At 57.4% G+C, this 16515-nt stretch carries 14 protein-coding genes; 10 read left to right on the top strand and 4 right to left on the bottom strand.

The features are described 5' to 3' along the window. Window positions 1-15: 15 nt before the first annotated feature. Together ACSQ89_RS40470 and ACSQ89_RS40465 are read right to left on the bottom strand one after the other, a co-directional pair. The gene (locus ACSQ89_RS40470) at window positions 16-1128 is read right to left on the bottom strand and encodes a polyamine ABC transporter substrate-binding protein (protein ID WP_436297758.1); all 1113 of its coding nucleotides are present in this window, start codon (window positions 1126-1128) and stop codon (window positions 16-18) included. Window positions 1129-1374: 246 nt separating this feature from the next. After that, window positions 1375-1842 (bottom strand): Lrp/AsnC family transcriptional regulator, encoded by a 468-nt coding sequence (locus ACSQ89_RS40465; RefSeq protein ID WP_436297852.1) that lies wholly within the window; start codon window positions 1840-1842, stop codon window positions 1375-1377. A gap of 195 nt (window positions 1843-2037) precedes the next feature. On the opposite strand from ACSQ89_RS40465, the gene ACSQ89_RS40460 reads away from it, so the two are divergent. From ACSQ89_RS40460 to ACSQ89_RS40450, 3 genes are all read left to right on the top strand, one after another. After that, complete coding sequence (locus ACSQ89_RS40460; RefSeq protein ID WP_436297757.1) at window positions 2038-3261, top strand: diaminopropionate ammonia-lyase; 1224 nt, start codon at window positions 2038-2040, stop codon at window positions 3259-3261. Window positions 3262-3599: 338 nt separating this feature from the next. Next, window positions 3600-4049 carry a hypothetical protein gene (locus ACSQ89_RS40455; RefSeq protein WP_436297756.1) on the top strand — a complete coding sequence of 150 codons (450 nt, stop codon included), beginning with the start codon at window positions 3600-3602 and terminating at the stop codon, window positions 4047-4049. A gap of 286 nt (window positions 4050-4335) precedes the next feature. Next, the gene (locus ACSQ89_RS40450; RefSeq protein ID WP_436297755.1) at window positions 4336-5259 is read left to right on the top strand and encodes a Bug family tripartite tricarboxylate transporter substrate binding protein; all 924 of its coding nucleotides are present in this window, start codon (window positions 4336-4338) and stop codon (window positions 5257-5259) included. A 251-nt stretch (window positions 5260-5510) separates the two neighbouring features. Here the strand turns inward: ACSQ89_RS40450 and ACSQ89_RS40445 are convergent, their stop codons facing one another. Both ACSQ89_RS40445 and ACSQ89_RS40440 read right to left on the bottom strand, forming a co-directional pair. Beyond that, window positions 5511-6881: an IS1380 family transposase gene (locus tag ACSQ89_RS40445; protein WP_436297754.1), complete on the bottom strand. Its 1371-nt coding sequence runs from the start codon at window positions 6879-6881 to the stop codon at window positions 5511-5513. A gap of 161 nt (window positions 6882-7042) precedes the next feature. Next, complete coding sequence (locus ACSQ89_RS40440; RefSeq protein WP_436297753.1) at window positions 7043-7666, bottom strand: TetR/AcrR family transcriptional regulator; 624 nt, start codon at window positions 7664-7666, stop codon at window positions 7043-7045. A 1231-nt stretch (window positions 7667-8897) separates the two neighbouring features. Between ACSQ89_RS40440 and ACSQ89_RS40435 the strand changes: the two genes are divergently transcribed. The 7 genes from ACSQ89_RS40435 (at window position 8898) to ACSQ89_RS40405 (ending at window position 16513) form a co-directional block, all read left to right on the top strand. Continuing rightward, entirely contained in the window at window positions 8898-10169 is a 1272-nt protein-coding gene (locus ACSQ89_RS40435; RefSeq protein WP_436297752.1) for a branched-chain amino acid ABC transporter substrate-binding protein, read from the top strand. 72 nt (window positions 10170-10241) lie between these two features. Continuing rightward, window positions 10242-11033, top strand: a complete 792-nt coding sequence (locus ACSQ89_RS40430) for an SDR family oxidoreductase (RefSeq protein ID WP_436297751.1) — start codon at window positions 10242-10244, stop codon at window positions 11031-11033. Window positions 11034-11073: 40 nt separating this feature from the next. After that, complete coding sequence (locus tag ACSQ89_RS40425) at window positions 11074-12273, top strand: acyl-CoA dehydrogenase family protein (protein ID WP_436297750.1); 1200 nt, start codon at window positions 11074-11076, stop codon at window positions 12271-12273. Window positions 12274-12287: 14 nt separating this feature from the next. Then, the gene (locus ACSQ89_RS40420) at window positions 12288-13220 is read left to right on the top strand and encodes an NAD(P)H-dependent flavin oxidoreductase (RefSeq protein ID WP_436297749.1); all 933 of its coding nucleotides are present in this window, start codon (window positions 12288-12290) and stop codon (window positions 13218-13220) included. Next, window positions 13217-13795: an NADPH-dependent FMN reductase gene (locus ACSQ89_RS40415; RefSeq protein WP_436297748.1), complete on the top strand. Its 579-nt coding sequence runs from the start codon at window positions 13217-13219 to the stop codon at window positions 13793-13795. The genes ACSQ89_RS40420 and ACSQ89_RS40415 overlap by 4 nt, the downstream gene beginning before the upstream one ends. Window positions 13796-13819: 24 nt before the next feature. Continuing rightward, window positions 13820-14866 (top strand): NADP-dependent oxidoreductase, encoded by a 1047-nt coding sequence (locus tag ACSQ89_RS40410; protein WP_436297747.1) that lies wholly within the window; start codon window positions 13820-13822, stop codon window positions 14864-14866. Between the two features lie 12 nt (window positions 14867-14878). Further along, complete coding sequence (locus ACSQ89_RS40405; protein WP_436297746.1) at window positions 14879-16513, top strand: AMP-binding protein; 1635 nt, start codon at window positions 14879-14881, stop codon at window positions 16511-16513. Window positions 16514-16515 lie beyond the last annotated feature (2 nt).

The following is a 16515-nucleotide window of genomic DNA, read 5'->3' as shown; positions in this document are numbered from 1 at the left end:
CGCCAGATGGGCCGTTCAGCGCGCGCCGACCAGCCACCGTTCCCATTCCGCAACCGCGGTGAGGTTGTTAGGGCGACCGTTCTTGCCCAGCGCGTTCCAGAAGGCGTAGTCCTGAACGATCTGCTGCTTTTTGAATTCGGCGTACGTCGGCAGCATCTTTGCGCGTTCCGCAGGGATGAAGTCGTAGGCGCGTGAGTTCGGGGGTGCGTACAGAATGTGCTTGGAGAAGTTTGCCTGCACCTCCGCCCGCGACATGAAAGCGAGCAGCTTGTTCGCGTTGTCGACGTTCTTGGAACCCTTGAGCACCACCCAGCTGTCGTATTGCAGGATGCCTTGGTTCCAGGTGAAGCCTATCTTTTGACTCTTCTCGTTTGCAGCGTAGATTCGCCCATTCCATCCGCTGCCGGCGGTCACCTGCTTGTCGATCAGCAGCTGAGGGCCCTCGGCACCGCTGTTCCACCATTTCACGATCTCAGGCTTGATGCGGGAAAGGCTCTTGAATGCGCGATCCCAATCGATCGGATAGATCTTGGCGGGGTCCACGCCGTCTGCCAGCAGAGCCGCCTCGAAGACAGCACCGTCCGGCCCGCGTGTCCCCGTACACAGGGTGCGGCCGCCCGGAAACTTCTTCGTGTCCCAGACATCGGCCCAAGAAGAGATTGAGTGGCTTCCGAACTTCGCGGGATCGTAGGCAATCAGCAGTGAATAGATGATGTGCGGGACGGTAAACTTCCCTGTCGGAACAGGGTTGAAAGCGTCCAGATCGGACTTGTTGAAGTATCCGTAGTCAATCGGAACCAGCAGGTTCTCCCGCTCGAAGGCCGTGGTATTGCCGCCCGTCAAGATGGTTACGTCGTATCGCGGGGAGCCAGCCAACGCGCTTGCGCGAACAGCGCCTAGATCAGTACGCGGTTGCGCAATGACCTTGATCCCGGTCTCCTTCTCGAAGGGGTCGAAAAGCGCCACTCGCTTGGCCTCTCCCCAAGATCCACCGCCGTCGTACACGACGACCTCGCCGGTGCCCTTGAGACTCTGGGCCAGCGCCGGCAATGCGAAGAACGACGGTGCAATGGCCACACCCCCGGTTCCTGCCACACCCTTCAAAATTTGGCGGCGATTGATGCTCATGAGCTTGCTCCTCTATATGGTCAGTCTGCTGAACTTTGTGGCCCCCGGTGTGATGAAGTAGGTTTCACGCCCATCGCCGCCATCGGTGAGGAGAATTCTGGTGCGCACAGGGCGAAGAAAATCACCGTTCCCCCTTGTGGTTGCGGAGGATCGACGCGTTGTGAGACGGTTTTTTGCACGGATGGTGCTTGGCACCGTCCTGAAGTGGCATGCCCGCTTTAGAAGCGGCTCAGTGCCCTATTCCTGTCACTTTTCGGCGAGGGGAACGTTCAGTGTGACCTTGACACGCTGCATGGCGACATAGGTCCTAAACCCCTTGACGTTCCCCGAGCTGAAGAAAAGGTCGCGAGTGAGTTGTTCGTATTCCGTCATGTCCTTGACGACCATCACGAGCACGAAGTCGAACTCCCCCGTGACGTAGTAAACCTGCTGCACCTGCGGACAGGCGGCAAAACGTGTCTTCACCTCGTCGAGTAAATCAAGCCTCTCGCTCTCGAGCTTGACTTCAACGACGATCGTGATTGGATGTCCGACGGACGACGGATCAACGATACATACGGTGCCGGCGATCACCCCCGCAGATTCGAGAGCTGCTATCCGACGATTGACCGCGGATGGAGACAGATTGACGGCCTCCGACAGTTCGCGCTGTGAGATCTTGCTGTCCCTCTGGAGCAAACCCAAGATCTTCACGTCGTAGTTATCGAGGTGCATGTCGTCCATTATCCGCATGATCAGGGCGAGGAGCGCTCGCGAACGCAACAGCCCTCCATTGTTCCCCACGGATTTGATTCGTTCTCCTGTTTTTACGCTCCAGATCGCGCCAAGCAACACCAGAAGCGCTTCTAGGATTCGTGGACTCCCGGCGTCCGAGCCAAGGGGGCGGAAAACAACCAACGGAATCCAAGCATGCTGATTACCAATGAGCGCGCCACGCGCAGCGCGTATCCTAGTGAACTCCAGTCGGTGATGTCCATCGCCAAGGCCGAGGAGAGCCGCGACTGGATATCGGCCTGGGACAGTTTGAATCCGGGCCCTACTCCGTTGTACGAGCTCAATGGCCTGGCTCGCAGCCTCGGGATCGGAAAGCTTTATCTGAAGGATGAGTCCGTCCGATCCGATCTCGGGAGTTTCAAGGCGCTTGGGGCGCCGATTGCTTTGGCCCGGCTGATCCTTCGCCTGTGGCCGAATCACAACCTGGATCCCAAGCTGCTTTTCAAGGGTGGCTACAGATCGTTGCTGGAAGCCTTTACGGTGATCAGCGCGACAGATGGCAATCACGGCAAAGGCCTTGCCGCGGCAGCGCAGACCATGGGCTGCCGTTGTGTGATCGTCCTCCATGCGAATGTGAGCGAGGAACGAGAGCAGGCGATCGCAGTCTATGGAGCGCAGATCGTGCGCACCAAGGGCAACTACGACCAATCCGTGGAAGAGGCTGCGCACTTGGCCACAACCAATGGCTGGCAGGTCGTCTCCGATACATCCTACGAGGGCTACGAGGATATTCCACGCGATGTGATGCAGGGCTATAGCGCCATCGCTGCAGAAATCGTCGAGCAGACTGGCGCGCAGCCGAGCCAGTCTGGCGCTTTCACCCATGTTTTCCTGCAAGGCGGGGTTGGCGGCATGGCTGCCGGGTTGGTGAGCTATCTGTGGGAATACCAGGGCGAACACCGCCCGAGCTTCATCGTGGTCGAGCCGGCGCAGGCGGACTGCCTGCTGCAAAGTGCGATCCAGGGACGCGCAGCCAAAGCGACCGGCTCTGTCGATTCGGTAATGGCGGGACTGGCCTGTGGAGAAACGTCGCCGCTGGCATGGAAGTTCCTGGAACGCAGTGTTGATCACTTCATGACCATCGAGGACGGCCAAGCCGTCGAGGCCATGCGAATTCTGGCCAACGGAGACGACAAGGATGTTCCCATCGTGGCTGGAGAATCTGGAACCGCGGGCCTTGCCGCGCTGCAAGTGCTGCGCAGCAATCCCGACCTGTCTGCGCAAGTCGGGCTCGATGCGAAGTCCTGCGTGCTGATCATCAATACCGAAGGCGCGACCGCACCTCGGGTCTATGCGGATCTTGTCGGCGAATCGGCCGAATCGGTGCAGAAGCGGCAGGCAGCCTGGGCCGGTCGCTAACCCTTCAACCTACTCATTCACGCATAGCTTGAGCCAGAGGCTGATCTTCTGGCTCGGGCGAAGCTCGCCCTGCCTAAAGGGTCTAAAGAGCATAAGGAGACAAAAATGAACATTAGTTCAACTGAAGGAAGCGTTGCTTCGGACGCGTCAATGGGTTTCCTGCGCTCGTAGAAAAGCTCTCAATAAGGTCAGATATATCAAGTCGATTGGCGGCTTCAGCGCAAGGTGGGTGTCGCTGTCGCTCACGCTGCAACACGACCGGGTGATCTATCTGCTTAAGGACTCGCCGGCCAACCGCAAGTTGATCCATCGGTACATCGATCTCTACGAGTACCCGGATGGGCGCATCGAGCTGCGGGCCGGGGGAGTCACTGGTCTACGAGCGCTATGACCGATTGCCACAGGTCGACACCGCTGCCATCGTCAAGAACAAGCGCCTGAGCCACGCTTTGCAGGCTGCGCTGGCGATCCAGGCGCAGCGTGACGACAGAAGGAAGTCCAATACGCCCTCGCGCACGAATCAGGGGCAGGCGCCCTACTCCACCAAGGCTTTGCCAGGAACCAAGCGGTCGAGGCAGTTCACGTCACAGGACCTCGACGAAACGGTCAGAGCGGTCTGTCGTGCGCCCAAGAAAAACAACCGTGTTGGCCTCCGGCTGAAAGGCCTGTACAACCACCTCACGCTCGACGTCGTACAGCTCGCCGAAGAACTACAGCGCCTGCTCGCCTTAGCCATCCTTGAGATTCGCTTGAAGTCCTTCAGCGGATCCACCGGGAGCTTGCGATAGATCGCCCCCTGCTCGAGAGCTGATCTCGCTCGGTCTGCTGGATTGACTCGTGTTTCTCAACCTCACCAATGTCGACTCGAGTGCCCGCCGGGGCGCTTTTTGTTGGTTCAGACGCGCGCCGGGGACTGGGCTTTTATGCAAGCTACCGTGCAAGTTTACGGGTGCCGGCTTGCATGCTTCTCGCATGCAGTGATGCGATTATCAACCTCTATTCTCTTTTAGGAATTTTATGTCCATCTCCCGGAGAACCGCTCTCAAAACGGCATGCGCATCGGCCGTCGGCTGCATGAGCGCCACACCCTGGACCTTGGCGGGGGCCAACCAAGCGCTCAAGATCGTTTCGCCTTTTAACGCGGGCGGGGTTAATGATGTATTAGCACGAGCCTTGGCTAAGCCACTGGGCGACCTGGTGCACCAAAATGTAATTGTGGAAAACCGGCCTGGTGCGGGCGGCAGCATCGGTGCCGGTTATGTCGCTCGGTCGGCACCTGACGGCAACACCTTGCTTCTGGGCATCGTCGATACACAGTCGATTATTCAGTTCATTTACCGCAAACTGCCTTACAACCCCGAAACCGATTTGCGCCCGGTGAGTTTGGTCTCCCATATTCCCATCGTGCTGACAGTGGGCCAATCACTGGACCAGATCCGTAATGTCGCGGATTTAACCCGGCTGGCCAAGAGCCGGCCCGGCGCAATCAGCTATGCCAGCTGGGGCGTGGGCAGCATCGTCCATCTCGCCATGGAACGGCTGGCAACGGCCTTGGGTCTTGAACTGCTCCACGTGCCTTTTTCGGGCCAGGCACCCGCCGTGCAAGCCGTGCTCAGCAAACAGGTGGACATGATGTTCGTCCCTGCGGGCGCCGCCGACGCCGCATCCAAGGATGGCCGGGCCAGGATCCTGGCGAGTGCAACGGCCACGCGCCTGGACCTGTTGCCGCAGATTCCCACGCTTAAGGAGCTGGGCGTCGACCTGTCGATGGGGCTCTGGCAGGCGCTGTATGCGCCGGCCGGCACATCTGCCGCGAAGGTGGACGAACTGACGAGTGCCGTGCACAAGGCCATGCAGGACAAGGCGTTCGTCGACGTGCTGCGTGTGCAAGGCGCCAAGCCTGATCCCACCTCCGCCGACGGATTGCGCAAGCTGCAGAGCGAAGAGCGCCAAGTGTACGGCGCACTGGTCAAGCGCCTCGACATCCGGATCGACTAGTGCAGTGTTTCGTTCTCCTGAATCCGTGACCTCCCGCCCCGTCTGACGAGTGTTGACGTATGAATTGGACGCGCACATGGACCACTTGAGCATGTCGGCGACGAACTGCGGCGCAGGTGTACCGTTGATCGCGGCCGGTGCCCGCGTGGCGCCACATATGCCGCCATGGCGCAGCGCGCGGCCCACGCCGCAACCTGGCGCCTGTGCGCAATTCTTCGGCTCTGTCAGCAGTGAGCTGGGATGGCAGGCGCCTATGTGTACTCGGCGAACAACTCACCGTGTAGTCGGGCAAAGGCCTTGGCCGCGCGATCATTGGCACCCAGCCCGAGGATGACGCGCCGGCCATGCTCGATGAGGCGCCCGGCGCGGTAGATGAGTTCCTGCATCACCGTTTTGATGCGCCTGCGTTTGGCCGCATGGCGCATCGGCGCATCGGGCCCCAGCAGCCCGGCCTGGCCCATCAGGCGCAGGATGTTCATGGCCAGCGCCGCGAGCTCGCACACCAGGTAATTCGTATCGAACTTGCCCGAGGGCAGCCGCTCCAGATCGAGGTCGGTCTTGAATTCGGAATGGAACTGCTCGTGTGTGCCGTGGTCGGCGTACAGCGCGATGATGGCCTTCGCATCGAACTGTTGGGCGCTCAGGCTCGTGCTCCAGCCGTCCAGCGTGAGCTTGGGCTCGATCAACAACTGGCCCTGCGCATCGATGGTGCGCTCGGTCAGGCGCAGCACGCGGCGCAGCGGCCGCTCGATGCCTTCGATGTGCAGCGCCTGTTCCCACAGCGTCACGCGCTTGCCCGCGCGGGGATGCTCCCAGATCGTGGTGGTATCGGCATCAAGCCGCTCGGCCAGCGCCGCCACGTCGCTCGAGCGCGGGTTCCACTTGATCAGGCAGTCCAACTGCGGCACGCCAGCGCGGTTGTACGACTCGATCTCGCGCATCAGCGCCGCGGAGTCGAAGCCAGAGTCCAGCCGCGCCAGGATCGGCGCCTTCGGGCCCGCCGCGCTCAGGCGTTGCGCCATCGGGATCACACGCTCGAAGTTGAATTGCGTCTCCGACGCCGAGTGCTGCACGCCCGGGCGCAGTGCCAACTCCAGGCAGAACCCGTGCGAGCCCAGGCACGCGGCCAGCGGGCAGTAGCCATCGACCCCGGTATAGGTGCGCCCCACGCCGTCCTTGGCGGTGTCGCCGTTGTCCATCGTGAACGTGTCCACGTCCAGCGCCAGCCAGCGCAGGGCAAGACACCATAGTCGAGCCGCACGCCGCACGCCGCACAGCAGCGTCTCGATCAGCGTGGGCAGGAAGTCAAACAGGTCGCCCGCGCGGGCGTCCATGCGCTGGCGCAGAGTCGGGCTGGAGGGCAGCAGCTTGATGCCCAGCGCCTGCTTGAAGAAGGCATCGCCGCGGAAGTTCTCGATCGCATCGAAGTCCGACTTGCCTTGCACCAGCAGGCCCAGGTAGCTGCGCAGGACGTCGCTGTTGGCAACGCCACTTCTCACAGGCAATGCCCCATCGAGTTTCTTGAACACAGGTGCGAGTCGATTCAGATGATGGCCCACCAGCGCCAGGCCGGCCACCGGCGTCAGGTCGTAGTCGAGTTGCTTGACGATGAAGGGGCGCATGGGAAGGACTCACTCGGGTACTGCGTTGCAACAGCAGCATGAACGCCCCGCGCCTGCCTCGCGTTTACCAAACTACCTCGCATCGACCTCACCCGCAGGGTGAACCACTTTCACTCGTGAGCTCACGGATCCAGGTATTAATTAAGAAATTTCACCGAGCATTAGTCTGCCCTTTCGCTCGCGATGGCGCGAACAAGCCGAAGCAACGAAGGCTGCAGAATCCGTGCCTCGAAGTCGCGGCGCGGTATCGCGAGTTGCGCCATGATAAGTCCGTTAACACAATTCAACACAAAGGCGTAATCTAAATCTGGATCACTGGATCCAAGTTTCAGAAAGCTATCCCGCATCAGACGGGCATGTATCTTTCCCCATTTCACAAGTACGCTACCCAACTCAAGGTCGCGCGACCCCGCGAGCGTAAGTTCGGTGATCGCCATGCCCATTGCATGGTCATTGACCATATATTTAATGTTGTGCTCCGCAAGCACGGTCGCGAACCGATCGGCATCGTCCGCGCACTTCACGAGCTTAGGTGTGACGAGGGTAATGTTGTTTGCAATTCGACGGCAAACATCTTCAGCGAGTGCGCACATCAGGGCGCTTCGGGAGCCGAAGTAATAGTTGATCGCCCCATGACTTGCATTGGCTTCGACTGAAACCGCTCGCAAGGTTACAGCATGATGCCCGTCGCGAACTAACACGCGAAGCGCCGCTGCGATCAAGTCTTTGTGACGCTGACTTCCACGCGCGCTTAGTGGCAAATCTGGTTCAGCAAAGGCGCTCACGGAAGGCTCTTAAAAGTCGTTTGTGCCATCAGCTTAGCAGAAGAGGACGTTCGATCATCGGGCCTCAAGTGAGGGATTTAGGTTCGAGCAGACCGTCTCTAAGAGATTGAAAATACGTCTGGTTCTGGCGAGGCTCAACATTCTCAAAGGGTAGGGGCCATGAGGAGATCGAACAAGTGGGTCCTGAGGTCCTGAGGTCCTGAGGTCCTGAGGTCCTGAACGCGCGATCAGGATGGTCCTGCGGAGGGTGCCCCATTGTTGTGGGATCACATGGAATCGATTGCAGCACAGTGGCGTGCAGGCTCATCCGCCGAGCGTGACGCTCTACTGTGAACAAATCTGGCATGTATTCGAGCTTCTCGCCCACGTCTCCGGATGTGCTTGAGTTCGGAGCCGTACTTGCATCCGCATCTCGCTCTCGGCTTGCGTAGGCTGGGCTCGCCTGAGCACGACTTCGTGCCGCGCTCGGTGGTCTGGGTCAGCAATCCCTGCGTCAGCCCGCGCAGTTCGGCCTCGCCGAATCCCTGGAGTCGCTCGCTGGTGAGCATGGGGCGTCAGTTTGCCGAACTCCGCGGCACGCGGCCGATTGGCAAACGTCCCAATTGCTGCTTGGCCACTTGCCGCTCACGCCATGTTGATGTGACCCTGCCACCATCGTCCAAGGGCCGCCGTAGTGCCCGAGCACAAATGCATGTAGCACGCGACGGGCCATCTGCGTCGCAGGGCCACATTCGACCAGCGGAAGCAGCCTTGACTCCGCTGCCGCCCTGCCTAGCCAGACCGCCTTGCACAAGGACCTTGCGGGTGGCCTGCCGGTTGGCGAAGAGCCAGGCGCGATGAAGCCCTCGCCTCTCGGTGACAGCGTTTAGGTTCGGCCTCGCGAGCCACACAGCACCAAAAGATCAGCGCTGCACGATGAGATGGAGAGTTCGGGCACCGGGCTCTCACCAGCCTTGCGCGCTGACGGCGCCACGGCTCTCCGGCGCCCCAGTGCACTAGGCCGTCGCGTTGGGTCTTGAGCCACCGCGATGCAGGCTACTGAAGCTTCGGGATTCGCACCCTTGGCCAGAACTGTTGGCCTAGAGGGTTGCATCAGGGCGCCGCGTTGCGAGTCACATGGAGCCCTCCTTGATCACCTGCGCGACTGTTCTCGGGTAAGTACTAGTTCCGCCCGACCCCGTGATAGTTAGTCTACCCAGACCGAAACTTATCCACTTGGAGTACTTTCCCGATGGCACCAACAACCTTCACGCGGAGGCACTTTGCCCGCATCGCGACCTGGGCAGTGGCTGGGTTAGGTCTTTCAAGACAAGCACTCGCGCAAAACCAGAAGCCTGTGCTGAAAGGCCAAGTGGTGAAAATCGCGGTGATCGAACCGTTGTCCGGGCTGATGGGTTCCGTAGGCACAAACCTCCTGAGGTCCTATCAGTTCCTAGCAGAACAATTCAGCAAATCTAACGCTGCGGGCCTGAAATTCGAAATCGTTGCCTTCGATAACAAACTGAGTCTGTCTGAGACTGTCTCAGCACTTAAGAGTGCACTAGATCAGGGTATCCGGTTTGTTGCGCAAGGCACCGGTTCAGCGACGGCGCTGGCGCTTATCGATGCGATCGAAAAGCACAACCAGCGCAACCCAGGGCAAGAAGTGCTTTACCTGAACCACTCTGCCACCGATCCGGAACTGACTGGCAGCCGCTGCAGCTACTGGCACTTCCGCTTTGAGGCTGACACCACGATGAAAATGGAGGCATTGACAAGCTTCATCAAAGACCAGCCCAAGGTCAAGAAAGTTTATCTAGTCAATCAGAATTATTCCTCGGGCGTCCAGATCGCTGAAGCCGCGAAACTCGGCCTGCGGGAGAAGCGGCCTGATATCGCAATCGTTGGTGACGATCGCCACCCACTCGCACAAATACGTGATTTTGCCCCTTACATGGCAAAAGTCCTCGCTTCCGGAGCGGATTCGATCGTTACAGGGAACTGGGGCACAGATCTTTCGCTGCTTGTAAAGGCGGCAGAAGAAAGCGGTTGGAAAGGCTCTATTTACACCTACTACGCGGCAGTTGCCGGTACGCCAACGGCACTCAGAGGGGTTGCCGACAATCGGGTGTTTCAAGTCGCTTTCAGCCATTACAACATGGGCGGTCAAATGAACGCCTGGATGAATGAATTCCATAAGCGGTTCAACGACGATTTTTATACGCACAGTATCGCCTTAGTTTTCGAGCTGTTAAGTATGTCAATTCAGCAGGCAAAGTCTGCAGATGTGGTTCGGGTGGCAGCGCAGATGGAAGGAGCGAAATTTAAAGGCTTCAATGGTTTGGTCGAAATGAGAAAGTCGGATCACCAACTTCAGCAGCCGTTTTTTGTAACTGTATGGACGAGCGTGAGCGCTCAATTCCCATACAGTGCCGAAGGAACTGGTAAAACATTCGCTCCTGTGCGCGAATTCGCCGCTGAAGAGATTGCAAGACCCTCAACTTGTCGAATGGCACGCCCCTGAAACGGATTTCAACTTCACCGGCGGCAAAAAATTTTCCTCCGTAACTTCTCCACTTGGAGCACTTGTTAATCCATGAACTACTATTCCAATACGCTTTTCGACCTTGAAGGTTCCACCGCTCTCATTACCGGCGGGTCACGAGGCATCGGGCTCCAAATTGCGGAAGCGCTCGGTAGTGCAGGTGCGCGCCTGATGCTGACGGCAAGGAAGGAGGCCGAACTCGAGGCCGCCGCCGCCCATCTGAGAAACCTCGGGATCGACGCTTCTTGGATCGCGGCGGACTCTAGCGACCCGTCCGAAGTTCAACGCGTTTGCAGCAAAACTTTCGACACTCTCGGCCATTTGGACATATTAATCAACAACGCGGGAACTTCTTGGGGTGCCTCGGCTGAGACTCACACGCTTCAAGCATGGGACCGCGTCATGAACCTGAATATCAGAAGTCTTTTTCTTTTTAGCCAACAAGCTGCCGTGGGAAGCATGATCCCGCGCAAGCGCGGTCGCATCATCAACATCGCCTCAATTGCTGGGCTTGGCGGGAATCCAGCGCCAATGGAATGCGTCGCTTACAACACCAGTAAAGGAGCAGTTATCACATTTACCCGTGCACTTGCTGCCGAATGGGGTAAGTATGGAATTAACGTAAATGCGATCTCTCCTGGGCTGTTCCCAAGCAAGATGGCAGACGGGGTGATTGCAGCGTTCGGCGAGGAAAGAATCATGAGCACTACCCCTCTTGGGAGACTGGGCGATCCGGACGACCTGAAAGGCGCTGCTCTGTTGCTGGCTTCTGCAGCCGGAAAACACATGACCGGTCATGCGATTGTTGTCGACGGCGGCACGAGTGCGGTGATCGGCGCGTAAGTGCACAAAACTAATTCGCCACTGAACGAAAGCTTACCCCATGACGTTTGAGTACGAACCATCAGAGTTGACGCAGCGTGATGAACTGCTTTACGCATGCCAAGAGTTGAGCCCAATCTTGCAAGCGGCAAACGACACAGTAGAAAAAGAAAGACATCTGCCAAACGAACTTGCCGAAACACTGGCTCAGGCCGGCTTTTATCGCATGTTCGTTCCGCGTGCACTCGGTGGCCTGGAGGCGGATGTGCATACATTCGTGGCCGTCGTAGAAAAACTGGCACAAGCCAATGCTGCAGCGGCATGGTGCACGTTTATCTCGAACACATCGACCATCATTGGGGGTTATCTTCCTGGTCCCGAAGCAAAAGTAATATTTAAGAATCCAAACATCAAAATGGCCGGAGTATTCGCGCCGCGCGGGACTGCGGTCCGCACGGCAGTCGACGGGGTACCGGGTTTCCTGGTGAATGGGAGTTGGATGTGGGGCTCAGCATCGTACAACGCTGATTTCATCACCGGCGGATGTGTGATTTTGGGTGATGATGGAAAACCAGAAAAACTGGCGGACGGGACACTGGAAAATCGTTCCATGGTCTTTAGAGCAGAGCAAGTGTCGATAGCCGACACGTGGCACACGCTCGGTTTGCGCGGAACAGGTAGCAATGAATACAGCGTAAAAGATGCATTCGTCCCTGCCGGCCTGTCGGCATCGATACTTACCGACGTACCGATCCCAGGTGCATTGTTTAAGTTTCCGGTGTTTTGCATCCTGGGCGTGGGCATCGCGGCAGTAGCGCTCGGCATCGCACGTCTTGCCATCGATAGCCTGATAGAGCTCGCAACAAAAAAGACGCCTCAAGGCAGTGCCCGTCTTTTGGCCGAGCGCGCCTCAACTCAGCAGCATGTAGCAAGGGCGGAAGCCCAGCTTCGCTCCGCTCGGGCCTTCCTGATTGACGCGGTTGACCGGGCATGGTCGGCGTCCACCAACTCGGGGGAGATTTCTGTGGCGCTACGCCGAGACCTTCGACTGGCGACGACCCATGCAAGCGAGCAAGCGGTCGAAGTCGTCACTCGGGTGTATTCCTGTGCGGGTGGCAGCGCGATCTTTGACGACTCTCAACTTCAGCGTTGCCTGCGCGATGTCTTAACTGCCTCTCAGCACATGATGGTCAGTGAGTCCACGTATGAACTCACGGGCCGGCTGTATCTCGGCCTTCCGACGAATTCCGCAATGCTTTAAGGACGCAAATGACAATGCCTGAAGACTGGCTCAGACGGTTGAAACTGCCGCTCCTTATCGCACCGATGTTTCTGGTGTCTACCGTCGAGCTGGTAGTGGCTGCGTGCCGTAAAGGTGCCATTGGAACCGTTCCGGCCGCGAATGCCAGGACTGTTGAAATCCTGGATGAGTGGTTCCATCGGATTTCAACTCAGCTAGGGCCGACTGATGCGCCGTGGGGCGTGAACCTGCTGGTTCATAAAAGCTATCAGAGGCTCAGCCAAGACCTTGATGTAGTGGCGCGCTATCGGCCACCGCTAATCATTACAGCTCTTGGCAGTCCTAAGGAGGTAATCGAATGCGTGCACTCGTATGGCGGACGAGTGTTTGCTGATGTGAACTCTGTACAACACGCCCGAAAAGCCGTATCGCTCGGAGTCGACGGGCTTGTCCTAGTAGCTGCTGGCGCGGGAGGGCATACCGGGATGATGAGCGCCTTTGCAATGGTCCCGGCCATTCGAGAGTTTTTCGGCGGGACGATAGTCTTGGGCGGGGGAATCATCAATGGGTCCGGTATTCGAGCTGCGGAGACGCTGGGCGCGGACCTTGCGTCCATGGGTACAGCATTTATCGCCTGCCCGGAATCAATGGCCAGCGACTCATATCGTCAGATGTTGCTGGATTCGGATATTGACGATCTGATCTTGACTAAAGCTGTTTCTGGAGTGCCGGCGTATTGGCTGCGAAAAAGCCTGGCCGCGGTCGGCATTAATGCAGACGAACTCGAGTCTGCAGAGCCGGTGCGCAACGGAGACATTGAGCGTTGGACGAAGGTGTGGTCAGCCGGCCATGGTGTCGGATCGCTCAATGCGATTGAGCCAACGGCCGCTTTGATGGACAGGCTAACCCGCGAGTACTGGTCCGCCGTTGAAAGCGGACCTCAACTGCAGCATTTCGAGGCCGCATGATGACTAATTCCTCGCCACGGATCCTCGGCATTGGGGGTGGGACAAGACCCGGTTCAAGTGCCGAGCGCTATCTGCAGCTTGCACTCAGCGCCGCTGAAAAGGCAGGGGCAACCACAAGCTTCCTCGGTGCCAATTCGCTTCGTTTGCCTCTCTATGAACCCAGCGCAGCGGCAGACGTTGCAGCACAACTGCTTGTTAAAGAGTTGCGCAGAGCCGACGGAATCATTATCGCTTCGCCTGGCTATCACGGAACCGTATCCGGGTTCATGAAGAACGCGCTTGACTATGCCGAAGAAACCAGAAGTGATAAGCGCCCCTATTTCAGCGAACGAGCGGTCGGGTGCATGGCCATAGCTGGCGGATGGCAGGCGGCCGTCGGAACGATGGCGTCCTTGAGGGAGATAGTGCATGCGCTGAGAGGGTGGCCTACCCCGATGGGCGTCGCCATCAACATAGCTGAAGCGCCGCTCGATTCTGAAGGCACCTGCCAATCGATTTCCGTGATACAGCAAATTCAGCTTATGGCCAGCCAGGTTGTTGAATTCGCAAATCTTTCGACCAATCGACAATTTTAAACAATTTGAACTCGGAGATATCCCATGACTGACCTTTCGCAACTATCCAACAAGCAGTTCGTTCTCAGGCAGCGTCCCAGTGGGCTGCCAAAAGAAAGTGACTGGCAGCAGGTAAAAACGACAGTAATGGCACCAGAGAACGGAAAGGTGCTCGTGGCAGTCACCTTCATTTCTGTGGATCCCGCCATGCGGTCGTGGATGAATGAAGGGAAGTCCTACATGGAGGCAATTGCTATCGGTGATGTCATGCGGGCCGCCGGGGCCGGTTTGGTCTTGCAGTCCGACGACGCGAGATTCAGCGTCGGTGACGCCGTGCTAGGAGCTTTTGGTGTCCAAGAGTTCGCAACCATGAATGCCAATGAACTTACGAAGATTGATATCTCAAATGTGCCAGCAACGGCTTATATGGGCGCCCTTGGTACTCCTGGTTTTACGGCGTACTTCGGTCTTCTGGAAATAGGGAAGGCCAAGTTCGGCGAAACGGTCCTGGTGTCCGGCGCTGCAGGAGCCGTGGGTTCAGTTGTCGGCCAAATCGCCAAGATCAAGGGATGTCGCGTCGTTGGTATTGCGGGGGGCGCAGAAAAATGCGCTCACCTTGTAAACAATCTGGGGTTTGATGCTGCCGTTGACTACAAACAGTCTGACGCACGTGCTCAGTTGTCAAAAGCATGCCCGGAAGGTGTTGACGTTTACTTTGACAATGTCGGCGGCGAAGTACTTGATCTAGCTCTCGGTCGCATTCGCCGCGGTGCGCGTATTGTGGTCTGTGGGGCCGTCTCACAATACAACAATGTAGCACGCGGCAACGGGCCAAGAAATTACATGTCTCTGCTCATGAACAGAGCCACGATGGAAGGGTTTGTAATTTTCGATTATGAAAAGCGTTATCCTGAGGCACTGCATGCATTGCGAGGTTGGTTAGCTGCCGGCTGGATCAAATCCTACGAAGATGTGCTCGAAGGCATTGAGACTTTCCCCACTGCCCTGCAGCGCATGTTTGAGGGGGGAAACACCGGAAAAATGCTTATCAAGCTCCCAGCAACCGCTGGCCTTGCTGCAACTGCGAAGTAGCGGGGGCAACTAATGAACAATCGCCCGTGGCTGGAGTGGTATCCGCCTCAAGTTCCGCACACTATCGATCCCTTGAAGGAGTACCGGACCCTTGCCGATTTTTTCAGTGCTTCGTTTTATCGTTTGAGCGATCGCATTGCTATTCGTCATGAAGATAGTGAACTCAGCTATTCAGATCTAGATTCGTTGAGTCTAGGAATTGCAGCGCATCTACAAACATTGGGGCTCGAGGCGGGAGCAAAAGTAGCCGTCGCTCTTCCCAATTCACCACAATACGTTATAGCGGCAATCGGTGTAATTCGAGCGGGGATGGTATTGGTCAACGTTAACCCCGCCTACACTTCTCGGGAGTTTCTGCTGCAAGTATCGGACGCTGAAGCTGAGGTGGCCATATTGCTCGAAAGTCAATTCGATGCAGTGAAGGATGGCCTATCCCAGACGCGGGTTGACCATTCAATTCTGTGCAACCTGCGCAGTGATTTGAAACCCAGGCGAGAAAATCTTGGCACAGATCATGCCGTCAAATCAGTCATCGATATGCCTGAAGCGCTCTCGCTTGGGTTGTCCGCGACGTATTCGACGCCCAAGCTGGCCAAAAGTGACACCGTGGTTCTGCAATACACCGGCGGGACCACGGGGGTTTCCAAGGGGGCAATGCTCTCTCATGAAAGCTTACTGGCCAACACTGCTCAAAACTCCGCTTGGTTCCAGCCCGCATTGGCAGACATACCCGTCCCGGTGTTCGCGTGTGCATTGCCTCTATACCACATAGTTTCTTTCATAACACTTCTGGCGAGTATTAAATTGGGGGGGATTGTGCTCTTGATTACCGATCCTCGCGACTCGGCGAAGATGCTAGCGAAATTGCGTGAAGCCCCTTTTCATATGCTGCCCGGCATCAATACGCTGTTTAGCAACTTGATGAATGATCCTGAGTTCGACACAGTCGATTGGCGACATCTCAAGGTTACCACTGCTGGCGGAATGGCCACGCAGCGTCCAATTGCCGCGAGATGGCTCGAAAGAACAGGTTGTGCCATTAGCGAGGGATACGGACTTTCCGAGACGTCCGGAACGGTAAGCTGCAACCCACCTCACGGCAATATTCGCCAAGGGACCGTCGGCCCGCCAGCACCGTCAACGGAAGTATTGATCCTTAACGAAAAATTCGAAGCCCTGCCATTGGGAGAGATTGGACAAATTGCAGTTCGCGGCCCACAGTTGTTCAAGGGTTATTGGCAGCGCGACGCCGAAACTGCTCGTTTCATGACGAAAGACGGTTTTTTTCTTACCGGCGATCTCGGTTGTATTGATGAACACGGCTATCTGTGTATTTCTGGCCGGGAGAAGGAAATGATGCTGGTGAGCGGGTTCAACGTCTATCCCAGCGAGATTGAAGCTGTCGCTATCGAAATGGATCAGGTGCTTGAGTGCGCGGCGGTCGGCGTTCCTGATGAGCTCACTGGAGAAGCCGTGAAATTGGTTGTGGTGCCTCGAAGTGACGCGCTAACTGAAGAATCAATTAGACAACACATGAAGGCAAACCTAACTGCGTATAAGCGTCCAAAGATCATTGAATTTCGGACAAAGCTCCCTCGGTCAGCAGTTGGGAAATTGCTACGCTCCTCGCTTGGTGCCGCGCTGTGACA

The sequence above is a fragment of the Variovorax sp. LjRoot175 genome (genome assembly GCF_964253805.1).
Classification (GTDB): domain Bacteria; phylum Pseudomonadota; class Gammaproteobacteria; order Burkholderiales; family Burkholderiaceae_C; genus Variovorax.
This window is presented reverse-complemented; position numbering and strand designations above follow the sequence as displayed.

Coding starts and splice junctions, on each gene's coding strand:
- ACSQ89_RS40410 (WP_436297747.1), top strand. CDS start 13,820: ATGACTGACCTTTCGCAACTATCCAACAAGCAGTTCGTTCTCAGGCAG.
- ACSQ89_RS40405 (WP_436297746.1), top strand. CDS start 14,879: ATGAACAATCGCCCGTGGCTGGAGTGGTATCCGCCTCAAGTTCCGCAC.
- ACSQ89_RS40420 (WP_436297749.1), top strand. CDS start 12,288: ATGCCTGAAGACTGGCTCAGACGGTTGAAACTGCCGCTCCTTATCGCA.
- ACSQ89_RS40445 (WP_436297754.1), bottom strand. CDS start 6,881: ATGCGCCCCTTCATCGTCAAGCAACTCGACTACGACCTGACGCCGGTG.
- ACSQ89_RS40415 (WP_436297748.1), top strand. CDS start 13,217: ATGATGACTAATTCCTCGCCACGGATCCTCGGCATTGGGGGTGGGACA.
- ACSQ89_RS40460 (WP_436297757.1), top strand. CDS start 2,038: ATGCTGATTACCAATGAGCGCGCCACGCGCAGCGCGTATCCTAGTGAA.
- ACSQ89_RS40470 (WP_436297758.1), bottom strand. CDS start 1,128: ATGAGCATCAATCGCCGCCAAATTTTGAAGGGTGTGGCAGGAACCGGG.
- ACSQ89_RS40435 (WP_436297752.1), top strand. CDS start 8,898: ATGGCACCAACAACCTTCACGCGGAGGCACTTTGCCCGCATCGCGACC.
- ACSQ89_RS40465 (WP_436297852.1), bottom strand. CDS start 1,842: ATGCACCTCGATAACTACGACGTGAAGATCTTGGGTTTGCTCCAGAGG.
- ACSQ89_RS40450 (WP_436297755.1), top strand. CDS start 4,336: ATGAGCGCCACACCCTGGACCTTGGCGGGGGCCAACCAAGCGCTCAAG.
- ACSQ89_RS40430 (WP_436297751.1), top strand. CDS start 10,242: ATGAACTACTATTCCAATACGCTTTTCGACCTTGAAGGTTCCACCGCT.
- ACSQ89_RS40425 (WP_436297750.1), top strand. CDS start 11,074: ATGACGTTTGAGTACGAACCATCAGAGTTGACGCAGCGTGATGAACTG.
- ACSQ89_RS40455 (WP_436297756.1), top strand. CDS start 3,600: ATGGGCGCATCGAGCTGCGGGCCGGGGGAGTCACTGGTCTACGAGCGC.